Origin of the sequence: Prochlorococcus marinus XMU1406 (assembly GCF_017696055.1) — a bacterium.
Taxonomy (GTDB): Bacteria; Cyanobacteriota; Cyanobacteriia; order PCC-6307; family Cyanobiaceae; genus Prochlorococcus_A; species Prochlorococcus_A marinus_W.
Genome location: NZ_JAAORG010000001.1, coordinates 540692 through 564435 on the forward strand (window position 1 = coordinate 540692; position 23744 = coordinate 564435).

Sequence of the window (23744 nt, forward strand, 5' to 3'; positions counted from 1 at the left end):
TATTGGCAAAAAGAAATCCCATTATATTGATTCATGGTCTTTGGAATACTTCAAGTATTTTTTCTTCTATTACCTCAAAACTTGATGATATTGGTATTGAATATTTTGCCCCAACTCTTAAGCATTCATATGGAATGACTTCAATTCTGGATTTGACTTATAAATTAAACGGATTAATTTTAGAGAAATATGGTTTAGAAAAAGAAATAGATATTTTGGGATTTTCTATGGGAGGAATAATTGGCAGGTACTGGCTTCAAAAATTTAGTGGATATAAAAGAACAAGAAGATTAATATCTATAGGTTCGCCTCATAAAGGAACTTTTATGGCTCAATTAATACCTAAATACCCTTTTAGAGGAATATCAGAAATGAAAATAAATAGTAAGTTTTTAAGAGGACTCGCAAATAATGATTATTTTCTTGATGACATCGAGTGTATAAATTTCTTTACTTATTGGGATCTAATGGTTTTCCCTGGCTGGTGGACAAATTTAAATTTTGGAAAAAAAATATCAGTAAAAGTATATAAACATAGAAATCTTGTAAGAAATAAATCTGTGGTTGACAAAATAATCGATGAAATTATTATGTAGCGCCAGATAGACCCAAGTGCCTTATTAATGAATCTGTTTGTGGCTCTCTCCCCCTGAAAAGTTTAAATATTTCTAATGGAGGTAAGCTTCCACCCAGACTAAGTATTGTATCTTTAAATTTCTTACCTATTAACTTTAAATCTTCAGAGTTTTCTAGATCAGCTTCTTCGAACATTGAAAACGCATCAGCACTTAGAACTTCAGCCCATTTATATGAGTAATATCCTGCAGAATATCCGCCTGCAAATATATGACTAAAACAACAAAGAAATTGATCTTCTTGAATTGGTTCAATAACAGTAGTTTGTTTTGCAATTTCTCTTCTTATTTCATCTGGTGTTTTACCTTCGTTGTTATCAATAGTACTATGTAATCTGAGGTCTGTTAGCGCGAAATGTAGTTGCCTAAGAGTAGCCATACCACAATTAAAAGTTCTATTCTTTAGGAGCTTTTCAAAATTTTCGTCGGATAATTTTTCCCCTGTTTTATAGTGCTTAGCAATATTCAAAAGTGTGTTTTTATGGAAACACCAGTTTTCCATGAATTGACTTGGAAGTTCGACTGCATCCCATTCAACATTATTGATACCAGCTGCTTGAGGAAGGTTTACAGTAGTAAGCATGTGTTGGAGACCATGACCAAATTCATGGAACAGTGTCTGAACTTCTTCAAAACTCATCAAACTTGGTTTGTCTTTTGATGGGGGAGTCTGGTTACAAACAAGATAGGCTACAGGGAGAGTCTTTTTACCGATATTATTTTTATTCAAACATTCATCCATCCAAGCTCCTCCTCTCTTTGATTCAGGTCGAGAATATGGGTCGAGGTAAAAAGATGCTATTTTGTTATTTTCTTTATTGAGGATATTAAAAAACAAAACATCATCATTCCACAAAGGAGCCTCATCAGTTGCCTCTACCACTTTAATTTCAAAAAGCTTTTCGCTTAATTTAAATAAACCTTTCAAAACATCATTTAGTGGGAACCAAGGTCTCAAAGACTCTTGATCCAAATTAAACTTTTCCTTTCTAAGAAGTTCTGACCAATAACTAATATCCCATGGCTCAATATTCTGTGATTTTGGAAATCCATTGGCTTTAGAAAACTTATCAAGCGTTTCTAATTCAATTTTTGCGGTTTTGAATGCTGGTTCTCTCAATTCCTCTAAAAGGTTTTCAACATTTTTAATTTCTTTCGCCATTTTCGTTGACAAACTTAATTCAGCCCAACTTTTATAACCGAGAAGATCAGCCTGTTTAGTTCTAAGAGATAATATCTCTTCGATGATTTGAGAATTATTTTTTTCTCCTTGAGACGCTCTACTAACGAAAGCCTTATAAAGTTTCTCTCTAAGGTTACGGTCGTTGGCATATGTCATAAATGAAGTGTAGGTTGGTATATCTAGACTTAATTTCCAAGGACCATTTTTAATATCAACTTCTTCGTCTTTTTTTAAGTGATTGTGTGCAGAAATTGCCATCAATTCAAGTACTCGTTCAGGAAGACCTTCAACTTCAGATTTTTTATTTAGTATCAAAAACCATTTATTAGTGGCATCTAGAACATTGTTGCTGAAATCTGTTGATAGCTTTCCAAGTTTTTCTGAAATTTTGTTGAAATTTTCTTGATCATTTTTTTGTAGTGAGATTCCTCTATGTTGCATCTCAAGAATTTCTTTATCTAAAATTCTGTTTCTGATTTGATCAAAATTGTTTGTTTCTTTAAGCTTGACTAAAGAATTGTAAATTATTTTACTTTGTCCGAATTTATTACTCAAGCTAATAATCTCGGGAAGAAATTTTGAATAAATATCTCTAAGACTTTCAGAATTATTTACAGCATTTAGATGACTTATTACTCCCCAACTCCATCTAAGAATTTCATTGAATTCATTTAACGGATTTATTACCTTATCCCAATTTAAATTATTTTGAATCAAATAATTAGATAAATTTTTCTCAATGTTTTTAAAATCTCCGGCTAATTTTTCTAGTACTACTGGAAATTGGTTACTGATGTTTTCGGGAGTAAATTTTTTAAATTCTGGTAATTCTCCATATCTAAAAATTGATGTATCCATTTATCAAAGCAATTTAATTAACAAAAGTTGGAATTAATCCTACTAATTTAGCTAAAGTAAGTTGCTGACTGAGAGCATTGGTTGAAGATTCGTATAAATTTATGGCGATTTTTGGCCAAAAACCTATCACTAAAGTAGGCAACAACAAACTGAAACCAATTGTCAATTCTCTACCACTCATCTCTTTAACAGTAGCAAGTGCAGGAATTCTAGGGCCAAAGAATACTCTTCTACACATTGAAAGTAAATATATTGGAGTAAGGACCAGACCAATAGCTGCAATAAGAATCGTGATTGATCTAAAAAGAGAGCTGAATCCTTCTTGACTAGTGATACCTAAAAACACAGTTATTTCACTAATAAAACCGCTCATCCCAGGTAATGCTAGAGAGGCTAAAGAGCTCGCCAAGAAAAAAGCAAAAGTTATTGGCAAGACCTTTGCTAAACCCCCCATATTTGGGATGGATAAAGTATTTGTTCTTTCATAGAATGAACCAGTAACAAAAAACATAGCTGCTGCGATAAGCCCGTGGCTTATCATTTGGAGCATTGCTCCACTAATCCCTAGAGCATCCACTGCTCCAATTCCTAATAGGACAAAACCCATATGACTCACTGAGCTGCATGCAATTCTCCTTTTGACATTATCTTGAGCAAATGCATTAAGTGCTCCGTAAATTATATTAATAATTCCAAGAATAATTAGTGCAGGTGCAATTTGTAGATGTACTTCAGGTAGTATTTGAACATTGAATCTTAGGAGAGCGTAGCCTCCCATTTTTAAAAGTATTCCAGCGAGTAACATTGAAACTGGCGCATTAGCCTCTCCATGTGCATCAGGTAACCAAGTATGTAATGGAAAGATTGGAAGTTTTACTCCAAAACCAATTAGAAATCCCAGGTAAGATAACAATGCTAGGCTACCTGACACGTGTTTATTAGTTAAATCGGTGATATTTAAAGTAAAGGTATCGCCACTCAAGGCAAGTGCTAACCCACTTATGAGGATTAATAAAGAAGCTAAAGCTGTATAAAGAATAAATTTAGTAGCTGCATATAATTTCTTTTTTCCTCCCCAAATTGCAATAAGAAGATATACCGGAACTAATTCAAGTTCCCAGGCCAAGAAAAATAATAGGAAATCCTGAGAAAGGAAAACTAGTGCCTGTGCTGATGCTTGGACTAATAAAAGAGCAAAATATAAATTAGATTTTTTCTTAATTTTCCAACTTGCGGCAGCTGATAAAAATGTAATTAACCCGCTCAAAGCCACTAATGGAGCAGATAACCCATCAACTCCTAAAGACCACTCTAAGCCTATTGAAGGTAACCATGACGCTCTTTCTATAAGTTGCAAAGAGCTATCTGTAGTATTAAATTTTTGGAAAAGTACGCCGATTATTAGTATGAAATCTATAAATAAAAAACTTAATGAGATATTTCTAGGGAGTGTATTATCTTCTCCTTCCTTTGAACTTAAGAAAGGCATTATTAATGCCCCAACTAGAGGCAGAAAAACAATAGATGATAGCCAAGGAAAAGATTCTAGATTCATTTATGGAATGAATAATTTTTTTATTCTAGTTGAAGTTGTACTAGCTTGAGACTATAACATTAAAAATGTCTAAGTAAAACTACTTACCAGAGATATTGCTAAATTGACTTCCTTTTGTTTGAACATTTAAGAATGGTGCTCTGCTAGCTACACCTACCTTCTCCCATGCTTTTACCATGGCTTGACTAACGATTTTACCATTTTCTTTTTTACACAAAGCTAGGATACTTGGTCCAGCGCCACTAATTGCGCATCCTAGAGCACCTGCATCTAGTGCGGCATCTTTGACTTCTAGTCCGCCTTTGATAAGTTTCCATCTGTAGGGTTCATGTAATTTATCAAACATTCCCTCTTTTATTAATTCTTCATTTCCTGCTTTTAAGCCATTTAGTAACAAAGTAAGTGCCCCCATATTTGTTACTGCGTCGGATATTAGTACATTTTTGGGCATAACTTTTCTTGCTTCACTTGTGCTTAGACGAATAGCAGGTATTGCAACAACAGCTTTAATGGAATCGTGCCAATCACATCTAATGATTCTCCATCTTTGAGAAGACGACCTGGCAGTCAAACAGAGCCCGCCTAGGAGGGAGGGAACTACATTATCAGGATGACCTTCTATATCAATGGCAAGTTCAAGGAGTTTTTCTTTAGACAATGGCGAGTTCATTATTGCATTTGCTCCGATTAGTCCAGCAACTATTGCTGTAGCACTACTTCCAAGACCGCGTGCAGGCGGCACTGCCAACTTAACTCTTGCTTCAAGTGCAAAAGGGTCCATATTGGCGTTCTCCCATACTTTCTGAGCCGCTCTAAAAACTAAATTTTCAGGTCCTCCTCTTAAATGATTACCATCTGCACTCTCCATTATTAAATCAAATCTATCTCCACCACCTTCTATTCTTGTAAAAATAAACTCATTATATAAATCTAATGCTGCTCCAAGGCAGTCAAAACCAGGACCTAAATTGGCAGTTGTGGAAGGGACTGTTACTTTTATTTTTTTACCTACTTCAGGAATATACATTTTTTACTTAGTTTTTAAAAGCATTTTTGCTCTGCAGGCTGCACTAAAAAGTCCAAACTCTTCATCTAAAATTACTTTCAGAGGTATAGTTCTAAGAATATCTTTTAATCTTCCTTTATCAAAAAATTGTTTCATAAATAAATCCGATTTAAAGTTTTTGAAATGTTTTGGTGCAGTTCCTCCGGAAATCCATAACCCACCAAAACACAATTCTTGAATAGCAATATCGCCCAATAAAGAGGCATAAGCGCCTAACCAAATCCTTTCAACTTCAATCATTAGCTGATCCCCTTCTTTAGAAAGGTTGCAAATTTTTTGGGGCAGCTCTTTTCTCAAACTATCAGAAATTTTAATTTCTCTAAAAAATTTTTGTAGAGGATGGTTTTTGGCATCAGATTTGCTAAGTCTCCATTCAGCAATTCTTGATAAACCATTGCCGCTAATAATCCTTTCACAAGATATCCTCTCAATCTTTAAAGAATTTTTGAGCCAAGTCTTTAAGTCCCACTCTAATTCTGACTTTGGAGAGTATTCAACGTGCCCCCCTTCGCTGGCTAAAACTTTTACTTTATTTCCTGATATAAGACCTCTTGCAATGCCCAAACCAGTACCGGATCCAACAATGGCATGCAAATCATTGTTAGTACCTTCAGATTGTGATCCATTCTGAATAGTTGAATATTGATTTTTTTTTAAGAAAGGAATTCCATAAATTTGTACTGCAAAATCATTTATTAGCTCGCATTGTTCAAATTTAAATTTATTTTTTAATTTATTTCCTGAAATATTCCATGACAAGTTCATGATTTTTGCGTTGTTATTAGATAAAGGACCAGCTACAGCGAAACATGCAGAAGAAGGATGAGCAAAATTTTTGCATTCATTTTTGAGAAAATCTTCTAGGATCAGTTCAAAAGAATCCCAATCAGAAGATATATATTTCTTCTTGAATAACAATTTAGGCGAATTATCGTTTATTACTCTTTCGAATATTCCCAGTAGAACCTTGGTCCCTCCTAAATCACAAGCCAGAAAATTCATCTATTAAAAATTATTCTGTTCTCCCTTTTTTTTCTATTAATTCATCCATTAATTTGTATAGATTAGGTAGGTCAAAAATTCCTAAATTTGTTCCATCCAAAGCTCTTAATGCGACTGAATCAATTTCCTCTTCTTTATCTCCAATAACTGCAATTAAAGGAACTCTCCCGAGAGTTGCCTCTCTTATTTTATATCCTATTTTTTCATTCCTAACATCAACTTTTGATCGGTAACCATTATTATTTATTAATTCATTAAACTTTAAACACTTTTGAATATTTCTATCAGTAATGCTCAATAAAATTATTTGATTAGGCGCAAGCCAAATTGGGAATTTTGCCTCATATTGTTCAATTAAGATTCCGATAAATCTCTCAAATGATCCTAAAATTGCTCTATGAAGCATAACTGGATTTCTTTTCTCATTATCAATATCTACATAAGTTGCATCCAATCTAATAGGCATTGAGAAATCAACCTGAATAGTACCGCATTGCCAAACTCTATTAAGACAATCTTTTAAGGAGAATTCTATTTTGGGACCATAAAAAGCCCCCTCGCCTGGTTGCAGTTCCCATTTTAGGTTCTTATTATCGAGAGCTTTGGTAAGAGCCTCCTCTGATTTATCCCAAATCTCTTCACTACCTACCCTTTTTTCAGGACGGGTTGATAATTTGATAATAATTTCATCAAAACCAAAAGTTTTATAAACCTCGAAAACAAGATCTATAAAAGTTGATACTTCTTCTTGAATTTGCTCTTCTGTGCAGAATATGTGCGCATCATCTTGAGTAAAGTTTCTTACTCTCATTAAGCCGTGTAGTGCACCAGAGGGCTCATTTCTGTGACAAGAACCAAATTCAGCAAGACGAATAGGTAAATCCTTATAACTTTTTAAACCTTGATTAAATACTTGAATATGGCATGGACAATTCATTGGTTTAATTGCATAAGTTCGATTTTCTGATGCAGTAGTGAACATATCGTCTCTAAACTTTTCCCAATGACCGGATTTTTCCCAAAGAGATTTATCAACAGCTTGTGGGGTTTTAATTTCTAAATAATCATTTTTTTTGAGTATTTCTCTTATGTACTTTTCCAGTACTTGGTAGATTGTCCATCCATTTGGATGCCAAAAAATCATTCCTGGAGATTCTTCTTGTATATGAAATAGTGAATGTTTTTTACCAAGTTTTCTATGATCCCTTTTTTCCGCTTCTTCAATTCTTGTTAAGTAGTCATTGAGTTCTTTTTCTTTTGCCCATGCAGTTCCATATATTCTCTGTAATGATTCATTCTCACTATTCCCTCTCCAGTATGAACCTGATAATTTAAGTAATTTAAAGTGTCTCAAATGTCTAGTATTGGGCACGTGAGGCCCTCTGCACATATCTATATATTCTTCGTGTTTGTATAAATTGATGAGACCTTTTTCAGGAATTTCTTCAATTATTCGTAATTTAAAAGTCTCATCTCTTTCTTTAAAAGCTTTAGTTGCCTCTTCTTTAGAAACTTGTAAAATTTCAACGTCATAGTTTGTTTTTATTAATTTATTAATTCTATTTTCGATTTTTATTAAATCTTCAGGAGTAAATCTATATTCAGAAAAAATATCGTAATAAAATCCATCTTCAATTACAGGCCCAATCGCCATTTTAATATCAGAATAAATTTGTTTAACTGCATGACCAATAAGGTGAGCAAAGGAATGTCTTATTATTTCAATTCCTTCTTTATCTTTTGATGTAATGATTACAACTTCGGAATCTTCATTTATAGGAATAGTTGCATCAAGAAGAACATCATTTACTTTCCCAGCAATTGTTGCTTTAGCTAAGCCAGCGCCTATACTCTGGGCAATTTCTAGAATAGTTACAGATTTTTCGAAAACCTTTTTTGAACCATCAGGTAAGGTAATTACTGGCATAATTTATTTCTCCATTTCAAAAAATCCCAATTTTGATTTAACTCTTTTTAAAGTTTGATTTGCTAGATCTTCAGCTTTTTCCTTCCCTTTATCAAGGATTTTATTTAATTGATAGGGATCATTAATTAATAATTTATATTTTTTTTGAATAGGTTCAAGTGATTCAATAAGTTGTTCTGTAATTAATTTTTTAAATGTCCCCCATCCAGTCTCCGAGAAATCATTTTCACATTGAGAAATTTCTTTTCCTGATAATATTGAATAAATCATCAAAAGATTTTTAGATTCTGGTCTCTCAGGGTTGTTAAATTCAATTCCAATAGAACTATCACTTTTTGCTCTTTTTATTTTTTTCGTAATTATTTCAGGAGCATCTAATAAGTTAATACGACTGCCCTCATTAGGATCACTTTTGCTCATCTTTTTTGAACCATCAATTAAACTCATTATTTTTGATCCGTTCTTCATGATTATTGGTTGAGGGATTTTTAAAATATTTTTATCCTTACTAAATCTGGCATTAATTCTCTGTTGTGCAATATCTCTGGCAAGTTCAAGATGTTGTTTTTGATCCTCACCTACTGGTACAAAGTCAGCGTCATATAGAAGAATGTCTGCAGCCATTAGGATCGGATAGTCAAATAATCCAATGGATACATTATTTCCCTGTTGTATGGATTTTTCTTTGAATTGAATCATTCTTTCCATCCAATTCATTGGGGTCATGCAATTTAATATCCAACAAAGTTCTGAATGTGCAGAAATCTGACTTTGGACAAAAATTGAGCATATATTGGGATCTATTCCACAAGCGACGTACAAAGCAGCAGTAGAGATAGTATTCTGAGATAATTCTTTAGGATTATATGAAGCTGTGATTGCGTGCAAATCAACTACACATAGAAATGTTTCATATTGCTCTTGAAGCGTAACCCAATTATTTATGGCCCCAAGCCAATTCCCAATATGTAAATCACCAGTTGGTTGCACTCCCGAAAGAATTCTTTTTTTATTTGCCATCCTCTTCTACTTCGCTAGATTGGATCTCTTCAGTTGATGTACTTTTTACTGGTCTTGCAAAGGGGTCAGGAGCTGTTTTTGTCTTTTCTTCATAAGGATTTTGTGATTGTCTATTCGGAGAGGAGTTTTTATTGTTTTTTGCATATTCTTTGATTGATTCAATCAATTTCTCGTCTTTGATCATTTCGCTAAGAGTTCTAACAGAGAAACCTAAAACTGCAACGGTAGAACTTAATTGAAAGGTCTCCTGTATTGATTTAACAGCTTTCATTTCGTTATCACTTAATCTTATGCGAAATCCTCCTCCATCTCTCCTGCCCCCTGGTCTATCTCTGAAATTAGATCTTTCATTATTAGAACGACCTCTGTAATTTTCTTGCCCAGGATTATTGCTGAAATTTGAATTAGACATCTTGATGTTTCTTAGGTTATTTAAATAGTTTATTAACTTAGCATCTTGTTATGCAATAAGTCTTTTTAAATGCCTTAAATTTTTATCTATTGATTAACGACTTATGTAATTTTGCTTTTCTCATTCACAACTTGCATTAAAATAAAATTAGAGAATTAAAGCATTGTGTTTGATATTAGTAAAGACAACCTTTTAAAGGATTTCATAAAGTTTCCAAAAAAAAATCTTCTTATTATTTTATTATTACTAGGTTTTGGAGAATGGTTTGTCAGTGACTTAATTCATTTTGCAGGAGGCTCAATAGGATTTTTTGCGTTGTGTTTGGGGGGATATTTTTACTTGAAGACTGATAAGCCTAAATTTAATGAGCCAAATAGTTTAGATGGTTGGATAAATCTATGTAATGAAGATTTAAATTTTTTTGAAGAACTTGAAGCAACAAATGAATTAGAGAAACAGAATTCAAAAAGACAAAAAATACTTGAATCTATTCTTAATAGGTGTGAAAAAGAAAAAATAAGTTGTATTGGACCAAAACATTATCAAAGTTGTCAGTCTGTTTTAAAAAGTTATTTTAAATCAGATAAGTTTGACTTTGATTTATTCGAAAAACTGCCTAAATATAATTCTTCTGAAATTATTCCAGAAGAAGCTTTGAATAGTGATGCAATCTTGTATTTTATAAACTTGCCTTTGTCGGCAAATGATTTTTTGTGGTTGGAAAAGTTTCCTAAAAATATGCCAATCTGGTTGGTGGCTTTAACTTCCAACGATATAGACGCCAAAAATCAGATTGAAGACCTAAAGTCCCAAATTTCACATGATTTTATAAATAAAATTATTACTTTTGATGTGAATAAGAATGAAATAACAAATATACCTTTTTCTTTAAGGAGGTTTTTCATAAGTTCATCCAAAAATATTGAAAATACAAAAAAAAGGCTCTTGAAAGAACTTCATGTTGCCTGGCAAACTGAAATTGAAGGTATAAGAAGAATCCAGTTAAAAGGGATACAAAGAAAAAATCAAATTCTTGTAGCGTCAACTGTTTTCTTATCCCCTATACCCTCAATTGATGTTATGGCAATGACAGTACTAAATTCTTTAATGATTAAGGAAATTAAGTCTATATGGGGATGTAATTGGTCTCCTGAAATTTTAGATAAGGTATCTAAAGAGATTTTAAAGACTGCAATCGCTCAGGGAGTTATTGAATGGAGTGGACAGACTTTAATTGGCATAACAAAATTACATGGCCCAAATTGGCTTGTCTCTGGAACATTTCAGGCTGTTAGTGCTGCTTACTTAACAAGAGTAGTATCCAGTTCTTTGGCTGATTTTATGGCAATAACAAAAGGAGTAGAAGAACCTGATTTGGATTTTATAAAGAAAAATTCTGAGAAAATTGTTGAAAAAGCTTTTGAAAAAGAAAAAATAAATTGGAAAGGATTTATTTCTGATATTAGAAAACCACTTATGAAACTATCTTTTGGTTCTTAATCTCAATAATAAATATTAAAGTATGAGAAAAAATATTCTTTTTTTAAGTTTGTTACTTCTGCTTTCTATTGCTTCAGGCTCATGCAAGAGAATATCAAATAAAAATGAAAGTAAAGAAGTAATTCTGGCAAGTTTCACTGTTTTAGCGGACATAATTAGCAATGTTGCTAAAGATGATTTTATTGTTAGATCAATAACGAAACCTGGAGTTGAAGTTCATGGCTACCAACCAACTCCAAGCGATTTGGTAAATGCCTCTAGTGCTTTTGTTTTTATTGATAATGGATTTGGATTTGAATTATGGGCTGAAAAATTTGTTTCTAATTTAAAAGTTAAAAGAATTACTGTCGCGGATGATTTAGATCCTATTTTTATCAGTGAAGATTTTTATAAAGGGAAACCAAATCCTCATGCCTGGATTTCTCCAAAAAGAGGGATCCTATACGTAGATATTCTCGTGGATTCTTTATCAGAATTGAGGCCATCCAAAAGGGCATTGTTTGAGAGAAATGCAAAAATTTATAAAGATAAACTCTCTAAAATAGATAAAGAATTTTCACTTTTTATTAATAACTTAAATAAAGACAGGAGGTATCTAGTAAGTTGTGAAGGTGCTTTTTCATATTTAACAAATGATTATGGATTAGATGAAGTTTATTTGTGGCCAGTTAATGCTGAGAGTCAAATTACTCCCAAAAGAATGACAAGAACAATTTCACTAGTTAAAGAAAAAAATGTCCCATCTGTATTTTGTGAAAGTACTGTAAGTAACGAATCACAAATGGTTGTTGCAAACGAAACTGGGGCTAATTTTGGAGGAAATCTTTTTGTTGATTCATTATCTGATGATAGTGGGCCTGCCAGTTCCTATATAAAAATGCTTGAGCATAATCTGGATTTAATTAAAAAAGGGCTTTTTTGAATTATGGAATCAATCAATTATCAAAACTTTAGGATTGATGCAGAGAATATTTGCGTAGATTACAACGGTAAGGTGGCTTTGTATGATGCCAATTTAAGATTGAAACCTGGCCAGATTTGTGGATTAGTAGGGATGAACGGTGCTGGTAAAACAACTTTTTTTAATGCTTTAACTGGCTTTGTAAATATTTCAAAGGGAAAAATTAGAATAAATGGAGAGTCTGTAAGATCTGCACAAAAAGATCAGACAATTGCTTATGTCCCTCAAAATGAGGGAATTGATAGTCAATTTCCAATAAGTGTTTGGGATGTAGTGATGATGGGAAGATATGGTTCGATGAATATTTTTAGGTGTCCAAGAGAGTCTGATGTTCATGCGGTTAAAGATGCTATTGAGAGAGTTGATCTTACTGATCATTTATCTACACCTATTGGAAACTTATCTGGAGGTCAGAGAAAACGAACTTTTTTAGCTAGAGCAATTGCGCAAAGAGCGTCAATTTTACTTCTTGATGAGCCTTTTTCAGGTGTTGATATAAGAACTGAGAAACTTATCTCGGAATTATTTATTCAATTTAAAAATGAGGGGAAAACTATATTATTATCAACCCACGATATGATTCATGTCCGTGAATTTTGTGATTTGGTTCTTTTAATAAATAAAACTGTTGTAGCTTATGGTGAGACCTCTGAAGTGTTTACCCCTGAAAATATTACAACCACTTTTGGAGGGATATCACCTGATTTCTTGTTTGGACCTGAATCCTAAATTTTATATTATATGGAGCTCTGTTCTTTTTTAACTTTAGATTCATTCATAACAGATCCTTTAACTCATGACTTTATGAGAAAAGCACTTCTTATGAGTTCATTGGTTGCAGCTGTTTGTGGTTTCCTATCAAGTTATTTAACTCTTAAAGGATGGGCTTTAATGGGAGATGCAGTATCTCATTCAGTAATGCCTGGGGTTGTGGTTGCTTATGGATTAGGTCTTCCTTTCTCATTAGGGGCATTTATTTTCGGAGTTGGTTCTGTAGCATTGATAGGGTTTATTAAGCAGAAATCTAGAGTTAAGGAAGATACTGTTATTGGGTTGGTATTTACTGGATTTTTCGCTCTTGGAATAGTATTGGTTTCTAAGATTAAAAGTAATATTGATCTGCACTCTATTCTTTTTGGTAGTCCATTAGGAATATCACTTTCAGATGTAAAACAAACCATACTCATTTCTTTATTGGTAGTAATCCTCTTATCAATTTTTAGAAAAGATTTAATGCTTTATTGTTTTGATCCTAGGCATGCAAAAACAGTTGGGATTAACGTATTTTTTCTTCATTATTTACTCCTTACATGCTTATCTTTAGCAGCTGTTGTGGGCTTGCAGTCTGTTGGAATTATTTTGGTAGTTGCAATGTTGATTACACCAGGGGCTACAGCATATTTACTTACGGATAAGTTTGATAATATGACAGTAATTTCAGTATTAAGTGCAATTATCTCAAGCCTAATAGGAATCTATGTAAGTTTTTGGTTTGATCTTGAAACAGGAGGATCAATTGTCTTGGCACAAACTTTTATATTTTTATTTGCTTTTTTATTCGCTCCAAGATATGGAATATTTAAGTTAAAGAAATTATTTGCTGGCTACAAATGATAGTGCTGGAAGAAACTTTAAATAAAAAGTGGAATTGGTGGCCATTATTCCCCTTATATCCTTATGGAAAAAAGAAAACAATTTTAAGAGAATTAATTCCTGATCAAATATGGTCCTTGGAACAAATACAGGGACTTTATTATGTTGCGGTTCCAATAAGAATGACGGTAATAAAGGTTGATAATGGATTGATGCTAATAAATCCACTGCCTCCGACAAAAGAATTAATAAATGAGTTAGAAAAATTAATTGCGATTCACGGCAACGTAAAAACAATTATTCTACCGAGTGCCTCTGGACTAGAACATAAAATCGGACTGCCAGCTCTTTCAAGAGTTTTTAAAGATGCAGAAATTTGGCTTTGTCCTGGACAATGGAGTTTCCCCATAAATCTACCACTAGATTTTTTAGGAATTCCATCAAAAAGATCAAGAATACTGTTTGAGGAAGGTACTCCACATACAAACTTCTTTAAATGGTCTTCATTAGGCCCACTGAATTTAGGACTTGGAAGATATCAGGAGATTAGTTGTTTCCATTATCCTACAAAAACTCTTCATGTAACAGATGCAATAGTTGGAATAGACTCCACACCACCTGAGATATTTAATTTTGATCCAACTCCACTTCTTTTTCATTCTAGAGAGAGAGGAGATGAACCTTTGATTGACTCCATCGAACAAAGAAAAAAAGGATGGAAAAGGTTAGTCTTATTTTCATCTTTTTTGAAACCAGGTAGATTAAATATTCCACCCTTAAAAAAAATATTTAAGTATGCTTTCAAAAAAGATCTTAGAAATTGGAGATCTCATTTCGGTATTTATCCCTTTTTATGGGACGAAGATTGGGAATCCTCTCTTGATGAATTAATGGGTAAAGATAATCCTAAGATTCAAATTGCACCAGTTCTACAAAAATTAATTTTTCCGCGTTCAAAAGAAGTTTTACTTAAATGGTTAGAAAATATCAAATCTTTTGAAGATATGGAATATTTAATTCCAGCTCATTTTACGGCGCCTATAAAATTTACAATAGAAGATTGTCAAAAATTAATTAATGAAATTAATTCACAAAAGTGGGACAAACTTCCTGAGGATAATAAATTTTTGATGGGTTTATATAAAAAGTTGTTTGAACTAGGAATAATTCCTGAAGAAGTAAATTTTTAAAAACTATTATTCTTCAATGGACATGTTTTCATCATTTTTAAGAGTTTGTTCTAGCTCTTTTCTTTGCTCCATTTGCCTTAAGAAATATCCTGTCATCATTGCAGAAGATAATAAATTAGCAATGTTGTCTTTTGAAGATGTTATTTTTACATCAAATTGATCTGAAGGAAGCATTCCAAGAAGACCTTGAACATTATGTCTAATAATTTCTTGAATATCTTCACTGGCTGATTTTGCTACTCTTTGCAAAACTTCTGGAGATTGTTTTTGTAAATACTGGATTAAATCATTCTCATCGTTTGGATCATTATTTTCAGTAGCAAGAAATTCTGGATTAAACATTTCTACAACTTCAAGATATAAAAACCCTACAACATCACGTACCCATTAATTTAAATTATTAAGGGCAGGGAACCGAATAGGTCCAATTTTATTAAAGGGCCAATATCTAAAAATAGCTTTACCAATAACCTTTTCATAGGGTAAAAATCCCCAAATATGAGAGTCCATACTGTTATTTCTGTTATCTCCCATCACCCATAATGACTCTTCTGGGACAATAAAAGGCCCTATGGAATAATTAATATTTTTGTCGAAAACGTAATTTTTTTGAGCGATATCATTTAAGTAAAGATTACCTTCTCTTACTTCTACCTTGTCTCCAGGTACTCCAATGACTCTTTTTATTAGTGCGGTATTTGCATCATAACCAGCATTAATTAATTGTTCCGGAACGTTAAAAACAACTATTTTGTTTTTTAATTTTGAAAGATTTGATTTGGATGTGATTTTGGGGGTTACTTTCTCAACAAGAATTTTATCTTGTATTTGAAGAGTTGGAAGCATTGAACCAGATGGAATCCATCTTGGCTCTATAACCTGCCATCGTATAATTAAAGCTATAGATATCCATATTAAAAGATTTTTAAAATCCTTTAGTATTGTATTTCTTTTTTCTTGAGTTGTAGACATGTTTTATTTAATTCATTTATAAGGAAAATCCAAAGCATTTATATAAATTATGACATCATCTATTGAATGCAAAAATTTTCTTAGAAGTTTACAACTTTTGAATCTTCTTTTAAAAATAGGAGTTCAAAATTTAATACTATGTCCTGGTAGTAGATCAGCACCTTTAGCAATAGCTGCTGGAGAATTAAATAAATTAGGACTAGTAAATATTTTTAATTCAATAGATGAGAGATCTGCGGGATTTCACTCTCTTGGGATTTCTGCTGCATCAGGTAATCTTTCTCTAGTTATTACTACTTCTGGGACTGCCGTAAGTAACTTATTGCCAGCAGCAGTTGAGGCAGACCGATCTTGTAAGGGTATTATATTTCTTACTGCTGATAGACCCTTAAGATTAAAGGATTGTGGTGCTAATCAAACAGTAAATCAAGAAGATTTTTTGAGTTCAGTCTGCAGAAGGGTTTTAAGTACAAATCTAAATGGACTTCATGAAACGCAAGAAAATGAAATCTTAAATTTAGTTCGAATTACTGATAAACAAATATCAACATTCCCTGGTCCTATTCATTTAAATATTCCTATTGATAAGCCTTTAGATATTTCATTTTTGAATAAAAAAAATGTTTTAGAGGTTTTTCAGAGAATATATTTAAAGAAAAAATATATATTTCAGGAAGTTGAAATAAAGTCTGATAAAAACAAATTTTTAGAAATTTCAAAAAGTTTAAATTTAGATGAATCCGGCATTATTTTGGTAGGTCCCTATCAAGGTTCCATAAATGATTTATCTTCTTTCAATAAATCTTTAGAACGATTACAGGAAATTACTGGTTGGCCAGTATTTGCTGACCCTGTTTCAGGTGTTTATTCTGATTTAAGAGGATTAGTTGTGAATTGGGAATTAGTCTTAAGAAAAAATAAAAATTTAATAAATTGTCATCAACTTTTGAGACTTGGCCCTATGTCATCCTCAATTGATTTGGAGAAGTTTTTAATAAACTTCGAAGGGATTCAAATTCTTATAAAAGAAAAAAACTTTAGAAAATTGGACCCTATAAAAAAATCATTTGAATACGATTTTGGGCTATCAAATTTTACTGCTCTATTGTTAGAAGAATTATCAATTGACGAAAAAAACAAAAAGTCTCTTACTCCGATGGCTCTAGATCTAATAGAGGAAGGCGAACAGATTAAAGAAATTTTAGGAGAGGAAATTACTCAAGATAATCAAATTACTGAGTATATGCTTGCAAATCTTGTTCCGAAAATTTGGCCAGCTGAAAATCCTATAATGCTTTCTGCGAGTAGCCCGATTAGAGATTGGCTTACATTTTCTGAAAATGGTACTTTAACAAGAAATTGTTTCAGCTTTAGGGGAGCTTCTGGAATAGACGGTACTTTATCTCTTGCATTAGGTATTTCTAGAATTAAAAAACCTCTACTTCTTGTTACTGGAGATTTGGCTTTTATTCATGATATAAACGGTTGGCTGATTGAAAATTCAATCGACATGAATTTAACAATTCTTCTGATAAATAATAATGGCGGAAATATATTTAATCGTATTTATAAAGAAAATTTAAAAGAAGATGAATTAAAAAAACTTTTTCTTATGCCAAAAGATATAAACTGGCCAAAACTCGCAGAGGGCTATCAAGTAAATTTTAAAAGTGTGACAAATTTTAAAAAATTACGAGAGGCATTCGATTGGAGCATTTCTATCCAAAAATCTGTAATAATTAAAGTTGATATTGATCCAGAAAATGAAATTTTTGAAAAAAATGCCCTGCTAGAAAAAATAATTGGCGGTTAAATTTATCATTTTCTATCTTTAAATAATTAGGTTTCATGAAAGTATTACCTGGTAAAACAACTTTAAATTGGTCAGAATGCAAATCTTATGAGGATATATTGTTTCACAAATCAGATGAGGGAATTGCGAGAATTGCAATTAATCGGCCTGAAAAAAGAAATGCATTTAGGCCACAAACTGTAGATGAACTCATTAATGCATTTAATATCGTAAGAAATGACGAAACTATTGGCGTAGTTCTCTTTACAGGTGCGGGACCTGACAAGAAAGGAATTTATTCTTTTTGCTCTGGAGGTGATCAGAGTGTAAGAGGTGAAAATGGATATAAAAATGATGAAGGGAAGCACAGATTGAATGTACTTGAACTTCAAAGATTAATAAGAAGTTTGCCTAAAGTGGTTATTGCTTTAGTTCCTGGTTTTGCAATTGGAGGAGGCCAGGTACTTCATTTAATTTGTGATCTCAGTATCGCCTCTGAAAATGCAATATTTGGTCAAACAGGTCCAAGAGTTGGTAGTTTTGATGCGGGTTTTGGATCTAGTTATTTGGCAAGACTTGTTGGGCAAAGAAAAGCAAAAGAAATTTGGTTTTTATGTAGAAAATATAATTCCAAGGAAGCTCTTAAGATGGGCTTGATAAATGCAATTACAAAGATTGAAGAATTAGAAGCTGAGGGTGTAATCTGGGCAAGAGAGATTTTACGAAATAGTCCAACTGCTATTCGTATTCTTAAAGCTTCATTCAATGCAGAGAATGATGGTATTGCGGGTATTCAAGAATTATCTGGATACACAACTCAATTATTCTATTCGACTGAAGAAGCTCAAGAAGGGAGAGATGCCTTTCTTGAAAAGCGTCCACCAGACTTTTCTGACTATAAGTGGACACCCTAGTTAATTTTCAAAAGAACTTTTTTAAATAATTATCAATGAGAATTCTTCTTGCCGCTGCTGAATGTGCTCCAATGATCAAAGTTGGAGGTATGGGAGATGTGGTTGGTTCGTTACCTCCATCTTTGATAAAACTTGGTCACGATGTAAGGGTAATAATTCCAGGATATGGAAAATTGTGGAGTCTTTTAGAGGTATCAAATGAACCAGTTTTTAGAGCAAATACGATGGGCACTGATTTCGCCGTATATGAAGCAAAACATCCCATTCATAATTATGTGATTTACCTAGTGGGTCATCCAACATTTGACTCTGACCAAATATACGGAGGCGAAAATGAGGACTGGCGCTTTACATTTTTTGCTAGTGCCACTGCAGAATTTGCTTGGAATTGTTGGAAACCTCAAGTTCTCCATTGCCATGATTGGCACACTGGAATGATTCCTGTGTGGATGCATCAGGACCCCGAAATTAGTACTGTCTTCACAATTCACAATTTAAAATATCAAGGACCTTGGAGATGGAAGCTTGAAAAAATGACTTGGTGTCCTTGGTATATGCATGGAGACCACACAATGGCTGCGGCAATGCTGTATGCGGATAGAGTTAATGCTGTTTCTCCGACTTATGCAGATGAAATTAAAACCCATGAATATGGGGAAAGCCTTGAAGGATTACTTAATTACATTTCAGGTAAATTAAGGGGAATTCTTAATGGCATAGATCTTGATGAATGGAATCCAGCCAAAGATCCAGTTTTACCTTCAAAATTTAGTATTAATAATTTAGAAAATAGGCTAGAAAATAAAAAAATTCTGCAGAGAGAAATGGGTCTCGAAGTTAATCCTAAAAAATATCTTTTAGGTATGGTCAGTAGGTTAGTTGATCAGAAAGGGGTTGACTTACTTCTACAAGTTTCAAGAAGACTTTTAGCATATACAGATTCGCAAATAGCTGTTTTAGGTACTGGAGATAGATATTTAGAGTCAGGATTATGGCAACTTGCATTAGATTACCCAGGAAGATTTTCTGTATTTCTTACATATGATGATTCTTTATCAAGACTTATATATGGTGGCTCTGATGCATTTTTAATGCCAAGTAGATTCGAACCTTGTGGTATTAGTCAACTACTTGCTATGAGGTATGGTTCTATTCCTATAGTAAGGCGAGTAGGAGGTTTAGTTGACACAGTTTTACCTCATGATCCGGAAAATAATAGTGGCACAGGCTTTTGCTTCGATCGCTTTGAACCTATAGATTTTTATACATCTTTAGTAAGGTCTTGGGAGGCCTTCAGGCATAAAGATAGTTGGGAATTATTGCAAAAAAGAGCAATGAGCCAAGAGTTTAGTTGGCAAAGATCCGCACTCGAATACGAAATTATGTATAAAGATGTTTGTGGAATAAAAGAACCATCTCCAGATTTTGCTGAAGTTCAAAAGTTCTCTTACGGACAATCTGCTGATCCATCTTTAAAAAAAAGTATGACTTAATTTATTAATGGAATTCTCTTTATCAGAATTAAACGATGTTTTGGGGGATATTAGAAATCTGGGCGAGGGGAAAAGAGACTTTTTTAATTTTAAGAATATAAGTATTGATAGTAGAACTTTATTAAAAACTGATCTTTTTATCGCTATTAAGGGTAAAAATTTTGACGGACATAGCTTTCTTTCAGAGGTTTTAAATAAAGGAGTCAAATCAGTAGTAATACAAAAAGGGATGCAGAGATTACTTCCTAGTAATTTTCCTTATTGGGTTGTGAATGACACAACAGAGGCATTTCAAAAATTAGCATTGCTAAAAAGAAAAAAATTAAATATTCCTATTGTTGCAATAACTGGCTCAGTGGGTAAAACAACAACAAAAGAAATGATAGGTGGAGTTTTAAATAAACTTGGAAAAATTAAATTATCTCATGCAAATTTCAATAATGAGATTGGAGTTGGTCTTACTATTCTTGCTACAGATATAAAACATAAAGTTTTAGTTCTTGAGATGGGGATGAGAGGTCTTGGGCAGATCGAGAATTTATCTAAATATAGTGAACCCGATATTGCAGTTATTACTAACATTGGCACTGCTCATATTGGATTGTTAGGCTCAAAAAAAAATATTACTCATGCAAAGTGTGAAATTAGTAAGTTCTTAAATCCAGAAGGAGTTGTAATAATTCCAGCAAATGATTTATTCCTAGAAAAAACTTTAAAGGAATTTTGGAAAGGTAGAGTTATAAAAGTAAAACTTTTAAATATAAAAAATTATAAGGAGAGTTTTAAGAAAGATGATAATTTGAGAGGATTTTATAATCCCTCGAATAAAACAATTTTAATTGGAGAAAAAACCTTTGAAATTTCATTTGAGGGATTTCACAATGCTTCGAATTTCTTATTTGCCTACGCAGTTGCTAAAGAGCTAGGCATTGATTTTGCAAGTTTTAATAAATTTGATTTTGTAAGTTTAGGTGGAAGGAATAAAATTCTTAAATCAGTAAAAACAACAATATATGATGAATCATATAATGCATCACCAGAGTCAGTAAAAGCATGTATTAAAAACCTGCTTGAAAAACCGAGAAATAAATTTTTCATATTTGGAAGTATGCAAGAATTGGGAGAGGAATCTGAAAAACATCATAAAGAAATATTCAACTTAATAAATAATTCAGACATAGAAAAGTGTTTATTTATTTGCGATAAAAAAAATGAAAAAATTTACACCAATTATTTAAAAGATATGAAAAAATTTTTAGTTTTAAATAATATTGAAGATGTACCTAAAGAGATAAACAAATCAACAAAAAAAGGTGATTCTATACTTTTAAAAGGGAGCAGATGTTGGCAACTGGAAAAAATTATTGGATTAATTAATTAGATCAAGGTTTCTTTCTTTCCCAATTTTCTATATTTACTTGCTTAGTTCTTGAGATTGCTAATGAATTATCTTTTGAGTCTTTTGTGATCACAGAACCAGCTCCTGTCGTAACCGATTCCCCAAGATTTATTGGCGCTACAAAAACTGTATTTGCACCAATACTTGAATTTTTACCAATTTTTGTTTGATGTTTTTTCTTACCATCAAAATTTGCAGTAATAGTACCTGCTCCAATATTTGTAGATCTTCCAATAATAGAATCGCCAATATAACTTAAATGGTTTACTTTAGATTCTTCCTCTAATTGACTATTTTTGATTTCAACAAAATTACCTATTTTGCTAAAGGAAGATATTTTGGAATTAGGTCTTATATGACTATAAGGGCCAATTTTTATATAATCCATTATCTGAGAAGCATAAACAGTAGAGTTTGAAATTTCACAATTTAATCCCACATTAGAATTCTCAATAAAAGTATTTGGTCCGATAATGCAATGACTATTTATTTTGGTATTTCCTCTTATATGTGTATTAGCCTCTATGATTACATCCTTACCAATTTCAGCTTCTTCACTAATTGAACAACTTGCTTTATTTATAAAAGTTACGCCATTAAGCATATGCTTTTCTTTAATTGAATTCTGAATACTTTCCTCGCACTCTGATAATTGAATTCTGTTATTAATTCCTTGAAGTTCTCCATTATCCTCTATCTCGAGGCTCAAGGAATTTTTTAGCAAAGATATTGTATCTGTTAAGTAAATCTCTTTTTGATTATTATTGCTTTTCAAGGCATTAATTATTTCTGACAAGTTACTCCAGTTAAAACAGTAGATACCTGCATTTACCAATGGATTTTCTCTTTCTAGATCATTGCAATCTTTTTCTTCAACAATTCTCTCAATAAAATCCCCTTTCAAAAAAACTCTGCCGTATCCATGGGGATTTTTTTTCTTTGTAGTAATTAAAGAAACATCAGCATTTTTTGAATCGTGTAAATACAAAAGTCTTTTTAGAGTACTAGGCCTTATGAGTGGCACATCGCCGTTAAGTACCAAAAGTTTTCCTTCATGTTTTTTTACTTCTCTACAAAGTACCTGGATAGCATGACCTGTTCCTGATTGAGGTTCTTGAACTACAAAATGGAATTTTTTATCGTTTGGGATTGACTTTTGTACTTCTTTTGACTTGTGTCCAGTAATTACGAAAATTTGATCAGGTTTTAATTCGACACATGAATCAATTACTCTTTGTAGAAGACTTTTACCAGAAATTTTATGTAAAACTTTTGGCAATGAGCTTTCCATCCTAGTGCCCTTTCCTGCAGCTAATATTGCAACACTTAACATGTTTATTTAAAATCTTTATTTAAATCTAACTCTTAAAGGATAACTTCGTCATTCCCCACTTCTCTCTCCATTTATTTGTAGATAATAGATTTGAGAATAATTGCTCATCTAATCTTCTCTTGATTATATCGTCTTTACTTGAGTTCAAATTTTGATCTCTATATGGAATACTAGCTTTAGTTAAGAGATGTTCCTCTTCCATTAAAGATAACTTTTCAAAATTAAAATTAGGTTTCAATTTATTCTTATCAAATTTTGATATTGCGACAGTTCCCTGACTCCAAAAAGTTCTGTTTTTAAAACTTGGCTTAATAGTAAAAATTTCTAATCCAAGATTTCTTAAAGTTTTTCTTACTGCCGCTGAAGAAGAATAAGTTATTAAATAACCCTGAGAATTAAGATTTTCTGTGACTTTAGATAAAAATTCAATTGTCCATAATTGTGGGCATTTTTGAGGAGAAAAACCATCTAAATAAATCAAATCGAATTTAGTAGAGGAAGGAATTATGTTGATTTTTTCTCTAGCATCACCCCACAAAACATTGCATTTAAAAAATTGATCCTCAAAGTAATCTTTTCGATACAGTGATTCAAATATTTTTTTGACTTTTGGAGCCCATAATTTAAGGAAAGATTCATTTCTAAGCGAATATTCAAGAGGCTTTTTATCAATCTCCAACGCATACAAATTCAAATAAGATTTTTGTTTAATTAATTCATCTAATAAAGAAGCGGAATTGTATCCTAAACCAAAACATATATCCAAAACATTAAGAGATTTACCCTTAAATCTTTGCAAATTAGAAGTAGCTGTAAACTTTAACTTTGTTTCCTCCAATGCGCCCAATAAACTATGGAAGTTCTCTTGAAAAAACACACTTTTTAAAGAGTAACTACCATCTTTAGTTAAAACTTCTATTAATTCAGACAAAAGCTTTT

21 protein-coding genes are annotated in these 23744 nt (G+C 32.3%); 10 read left to right on the plus strand and 11 right to left on the minus strand.

What is annotated here, in order from left to right; genetic code table 11:
• Positions 1–2: 2 nt before the first annotated feature.
• Positions 3–596 (plus strand): esterase/lipase family protein, encoded by a 594-nt coding sequence (locus HA149_RS03090; protein WP_209112916.1) that lies wholly within the window; start codon positions 3–5, stop codon positions 594–596.
• Here HA149_RS03090 and HA149_RS03095 read toward each other — a convergent pair.
• The 7 genes from HA149_RS03095 to HA149_RS03125 all read right to left on the minus strand — a co-directional run bounded on the left by HA149_RS03095 (position 589) and on the right by HA149_RS03125 (position 9658).
• Entirely contained in the window at positions 589–2676 is a 2088-nt protein-coding gene (locus HA149_RS03095; RefSeq protein ID WP_209112918.1) for a M3 family metallopeptidase, read from the minus strand. The two genes, HA149_RS03090 and HA149_RS03095, sit on opposite strands and share 8 nt — an antisense overlap.
• A gap of 13 nt (positions 2677–2689) precedes the next feature.
• Positions 2690–4231, minus strand: a complete 1542-nt coding sequence (locus tag HA149_RS03100) for an NAD(P)H-quinone oxidoreductase subunit 4 (protein ID WP_209112921.1) — start codon at positions 4229–4231, stop codon at positions 2690–2692.
• Positions 4232–4310: 79 nt separating this feature from the next.
• Positions 4311–5258 carry a homoserine kinase gene (gene thrB / locus HA149_RS03105; RefSeq protein ID WP_209112923.1) on the minus strand — a complete coding sequence of 316 codons (948 nt, stop codon included), beginning with the start codon at positions 5256–5258 and terminating at the stop codon, positions 4311–4313.
• 3 nt (positions 5259–5261) lie between these two features.
• Entirely contained in the window at positions 5262–6299 is a 1038-nt protein-coding gene (locus HA149_RS03110) for a glucokinase (RefSeq protein ID WP_209112925.1), read from the minus strand.
• A 10-nt stretch (positions 6300–6309) separates the two neighbouring features.
• On the minus strand, positions 6310–8226 hold the full coding sequence (gene thrS, locus HA149_RS03115) for a threonine--tRNA ligase (protein ID WP_209112927.1): 1917 nt from the start codon (positions 8224–8226) through the stop codon (positions 6310–6312).
• Between the two features lie 3 nt (positions 8227–8229).
• Positions 8230–9246, minus strand: coding sequence for a tryptophan--tRNA ligase (gene trpS, locus HA149_RS03120; protein ID WP_209112929.1), 1017 nt, complete (start codon positions 9244–9246; stop codon positions 8230–8232).
• Positions 9236–9658: a hypothetical protein gene (locus HA149_RS03125; protein ID WP_209112931.1), complete on the minus strand. Its 423-nt coding sequence runs from the start codon at positions 9656–9658 to the stop codon at positions 9236–9238. The genes trpS and HA149_RS03125 overlap by 11 nt, the downstream gene beginning before the upstream one ends.
• A 165-nt stretch (positions 9659–9823) precedes the next feature.
• Here HA149_RS03125 and HA149_RS03130 point away from each other — a divergent pair, with 165 nt between their 5' ends.
• Genes HA149_RS03130 through HA149_RS03150 form a run of 5 tightly spaced genes read left to right on the plus strand, consistent with a single transcriptional unit; the run spans position 9824 to position 14902 of the window.
• A complete protein-coding gene (locus HA149_RS03130; protein ID WP_209112933.1) occupies positions 9824–11158 on the plus strand; it encodes a YcjF family protein in 1335 nt (444 codons plus the stop codon).
• A gap of 22 nt (positions 11159–11180) precedes the next feature.
• Entirely contained in the window at positions 11181–12080 is a 900-nt protein-coding gene (locus HA149_RS03135) for a metal ABC transporter substrate-binding protein (RefSeq protein WP_209112935.1), read from the plus strand.
• Positions 12081–12083: 3 nt separating this feature from the next.
• The gene (locus HA149_RS03140; RefSeq protein ID WP_209112937.1) at positions 12084–12848 is read left to right on the plus strand and encodes a metal ABC transporter ATP-binding protein; all 765 of its coding nucleotides are present in this window, start codon (positions 12084–12086) and stop codon (positions 12846–12848) included.
• Positions 12849–12860: 12 nt separating this feature from the next.
• Positions 12861–13733: a metal ABC transporter permease gene (locus tag HA149_RS03145; protein WP_209112939.1), complete on the plus strand. Its 873-nt coding sequence runs from the start codon at positions 12861–12863 to the stop codon at positions 13731–13733.
• A complete protein-coding gene (locus HA149_RS03150; protein WP_209112941.1) occupies positions 13730–14902 on the plus strand; it encodes a DUF4336 domain-containing protein in 1173 nt (390 codons plus the stop codon). Before HA149_RS03145 ends, HA149_RS03150 begins: the two co-directional genes overlap by 4 nt.
• A gap of 6 nt (positions 14903–14908) precedes the next feature.
• Here HA149_RS03150 and HA149_RS03155 read toward each other — a convergent pair whose 3' ends face one another.
• A complete protein-coding gene (locus HA149_RS03155; RefSeq protein ID WP_012007422.1) occupies positions 14909–15244 on the minus strand; it encodes a DUF760 domain-containing protein in 336 nt (111 codons plus the stop codon).
• Positions 15245–15289: 45 nt separating this feature from the next.
• The gene (lepB, locus tag HA149_RS03160; RefSeq protein ID WP_209112944.1) at positions 15290–15874 is read right to left on the minus strand and encodes a signal peptidase I; all 585 of its coding nucleotides are present in this window, start codon (positions 15872–15874) and stop codon (positions 15290–15292) included.
• 49 nt (positions 15875–15923) lie between these two features.
• On the opposite strand from lepB, the gene menD reads away from it, so the two are divergent.
• The 4 genes from menD to HA149_RS03180 are packed head-to-tail and all read left to right on the plus strand — an operon-like array spanning position 15924 to position 21454.
• Positions 15924–17687, plus strand: coding sequence for a 2-succinyl-5-enolpyruvyl-6-hydroxy-3-cyclohexene-1-carboxylic-acid synthase (gene menD / locus HA149_RS03165; protein ID WP_209112946.1), 1764 nt, complete (start codon positions 15924–15926; stop codon positions 17685–17687).
• Between the two features lie 35 nt (positions 17688–17722).
• Entirely contained in the window at positions 17723–18580 is an 858-nt protein-coding gene (gene menB, locus HA149_RS03170) for a 1,4-dihydroxy-2-naphthoyl-CoA synthase (RefSeq protein ID WP_209112948.1), read from the plus strand.
• 35 nt (positions 18581–18615) lie between these two features.
• The gene (gene glgA / locus HA149_RS03175; protein ID WP_209112950.1) at positions 18616–20073 is read left to right on the plus strand and encodes a glycogen synthase GlgA; all 1458 of its coding nucleotides are present in this window, start codon (positions 18616–18618) and stop codon (positions 20071–20073) included.
• Positions 20074–20080: 7 nt separating this feature from the next.
• Positions 20081–21454: a UDP-N-acetylmuramoyl-tripeptide--D-alanyl-D-alanine ligase gene (locus HA149_RS03180; RefSeq protein ID WP_209112952.1), complete on the plus strand. Its 1374-nt coding sequence runs from the start codon at positions 20081–20083 to the stop codon at positions 21452–21454.
• A gap of 1 nt (position 21455) precedes the next feature.
• Here the strand turns inward: HA149_RS03180 and glmU are convergent, their stop codons facing one another.
• On the minus strand, positions 21456–22805 hold the full coding sequence (glmU, locus tag HA149_RS03185) for a bifunctional UDP-N-acetylglucosamine diphosphorylase/glucosamine-1-phosphate N-acetyltransferase GlmU (RefSeq protein ID WP_209112954.1): 1350 nt from the start codon (positions 22803–22805) through the stop codon (positions 21456–21458).
• A 25-nt stretch (positions 22806–22830) separates the two neighbouring features.
• Positions 22831–23736: a tRNA (5-methylaminomethyl-2-thiouridine)(34)-methyltransferase MnmD gene (locus HA149_RS03190; protein ID WP_209112956.1), complete on the minus strand. Its 906-nt coding sequence runs from the start codon at positions 23734–23736 to the stop codon at positions 22831–22833.
• Positions 23737–23744: the final 8 nt, after the last annotated feature.

Excerpts from the sequence above, each read along its gene's own strand:
- HA149_RS03095 (WP_209112918.1), bottom strand. The coding sequence starts at position 2,676 with ATGGATACATCAATTTTTAGATATGGAGAATTACCAGAATTTAAAAAA.
- HA149_RS03100 (WP_209112921.1), bottom strand. The coding sequence starts at position 4,231 with ATGAATCTAGAATCTTTTCCTTGGCTATCATCTATTGTTTTTCTGCCT.
- thrB (WP_209112923.1), bottom strand. The coding sequence starts at position 5,258 with ATGTATATTCCTGAAGTAGGTAAAAAAATAAAAGTAACAGTCCCTTCC.
- HA149_RS03110 (WP_209112925.1), bottom strand. The coding sequence starts at position 6,299 with ATGAATTTTCTGGCTTGTGATTTAGGAGGGACCAAGGTTCTACTGGGA.
- thrS (WP_209112927.1), bottom strand. The coding sequence starts at position 8,226 with ATGCCAGTAATTACCTTACCTGATGGTTCAAAAAAGGTTTTCGAAAAA.
- trpS (WP_209112929.1), bottom strand. The coding sequence starts at position 9,246 with ATGGCAAATAAAAAAAGAATTCTTTCGGGAGTGCAACCAACTGGTGAT.
- HA149_RS03125 (WP_209112931.1), bottom strand. The coding sequence starts at position 9,658 with ATGTCTAATTCAAATTTCAGCAATAATCCTGGGCAAGAAAATTACAGA.
- HA149_RS03135 (WP_209112935.1), top strand. The coding sequence starts at position 11,181 with ATGAGAAAAAATATTCTTTTTTTAAGTTTGTTACTTCTGCTTTCTATT.
- HA149_RS03140 (WP_209112937.1), top strand. The coding sequence starts at position 12,084 with ATGGAATCAATCAATTATCAAAACTTTAGGATTGATGCAGAGAATATT.
- HA149_RS03145 (WP_209112939.1), top strand. The coding sequence starts at position 12,861 with ATGGAGCTCTGTTCTTTTTTAACTTTAGATTCATTCATAACAGATCCT.
- HA149_RS03150 (WP_209112941.1), top strand. The coding sequence starts at position 13,730 with ATGATAGTGCTGGAAGAAACTTTAAATAAAAAGTGGAATTGGTGGCCA.
- HA149_RS03155 (WP_012007422.1), bottom strand. The coding sequence starts at position 15,244 with ATGTTTAATCCAGAATTTCTTGCTACTGAAAATAATGATCCAAACGAT.
- lepB (WP_209112944.1), bottom strand. The coding sequence starts at position 15,874 with ATGTCTACAACTCAAGAAAAAAGAAATACAATACTAAAGGATTTTAAA.
- menD (WP_209112946.1), top strand. The coding sequence starts at position 15,924 with ATGACATCATCTATTGAATGCAAAAATTTTCTTAGAAGTTTACAACTT.
- menB (WP_209112948.1), top strand. The coding sequence starts at position 17,723 with ATGAAAGTATTACCTGGTAAAACAACTTTAAATTGGTCAGAATGCAAA.
- glgA (WP_209112950.1), top strand. The coding sequence starts at position 18,616 with ATGAGAATTCTTCTTGCCGCTGCTGAATGTGCTCCAATGATCAAAGTT.
- HA149_RS03180 (WP_209112952.1), top strand. The coding sequence starts at position 20,081 with ATGGAATTCTCTTTATCAGAATTAAACGATGTTTTGGGGGATATTAGA.
- glmU (WP_209112954.1), bottom strand. The coding sequence starts at position 22,805 with ATGTTAAGTGTTGCAATATTAGCTGCAGGAAAGGGCACTAGGATGGAA.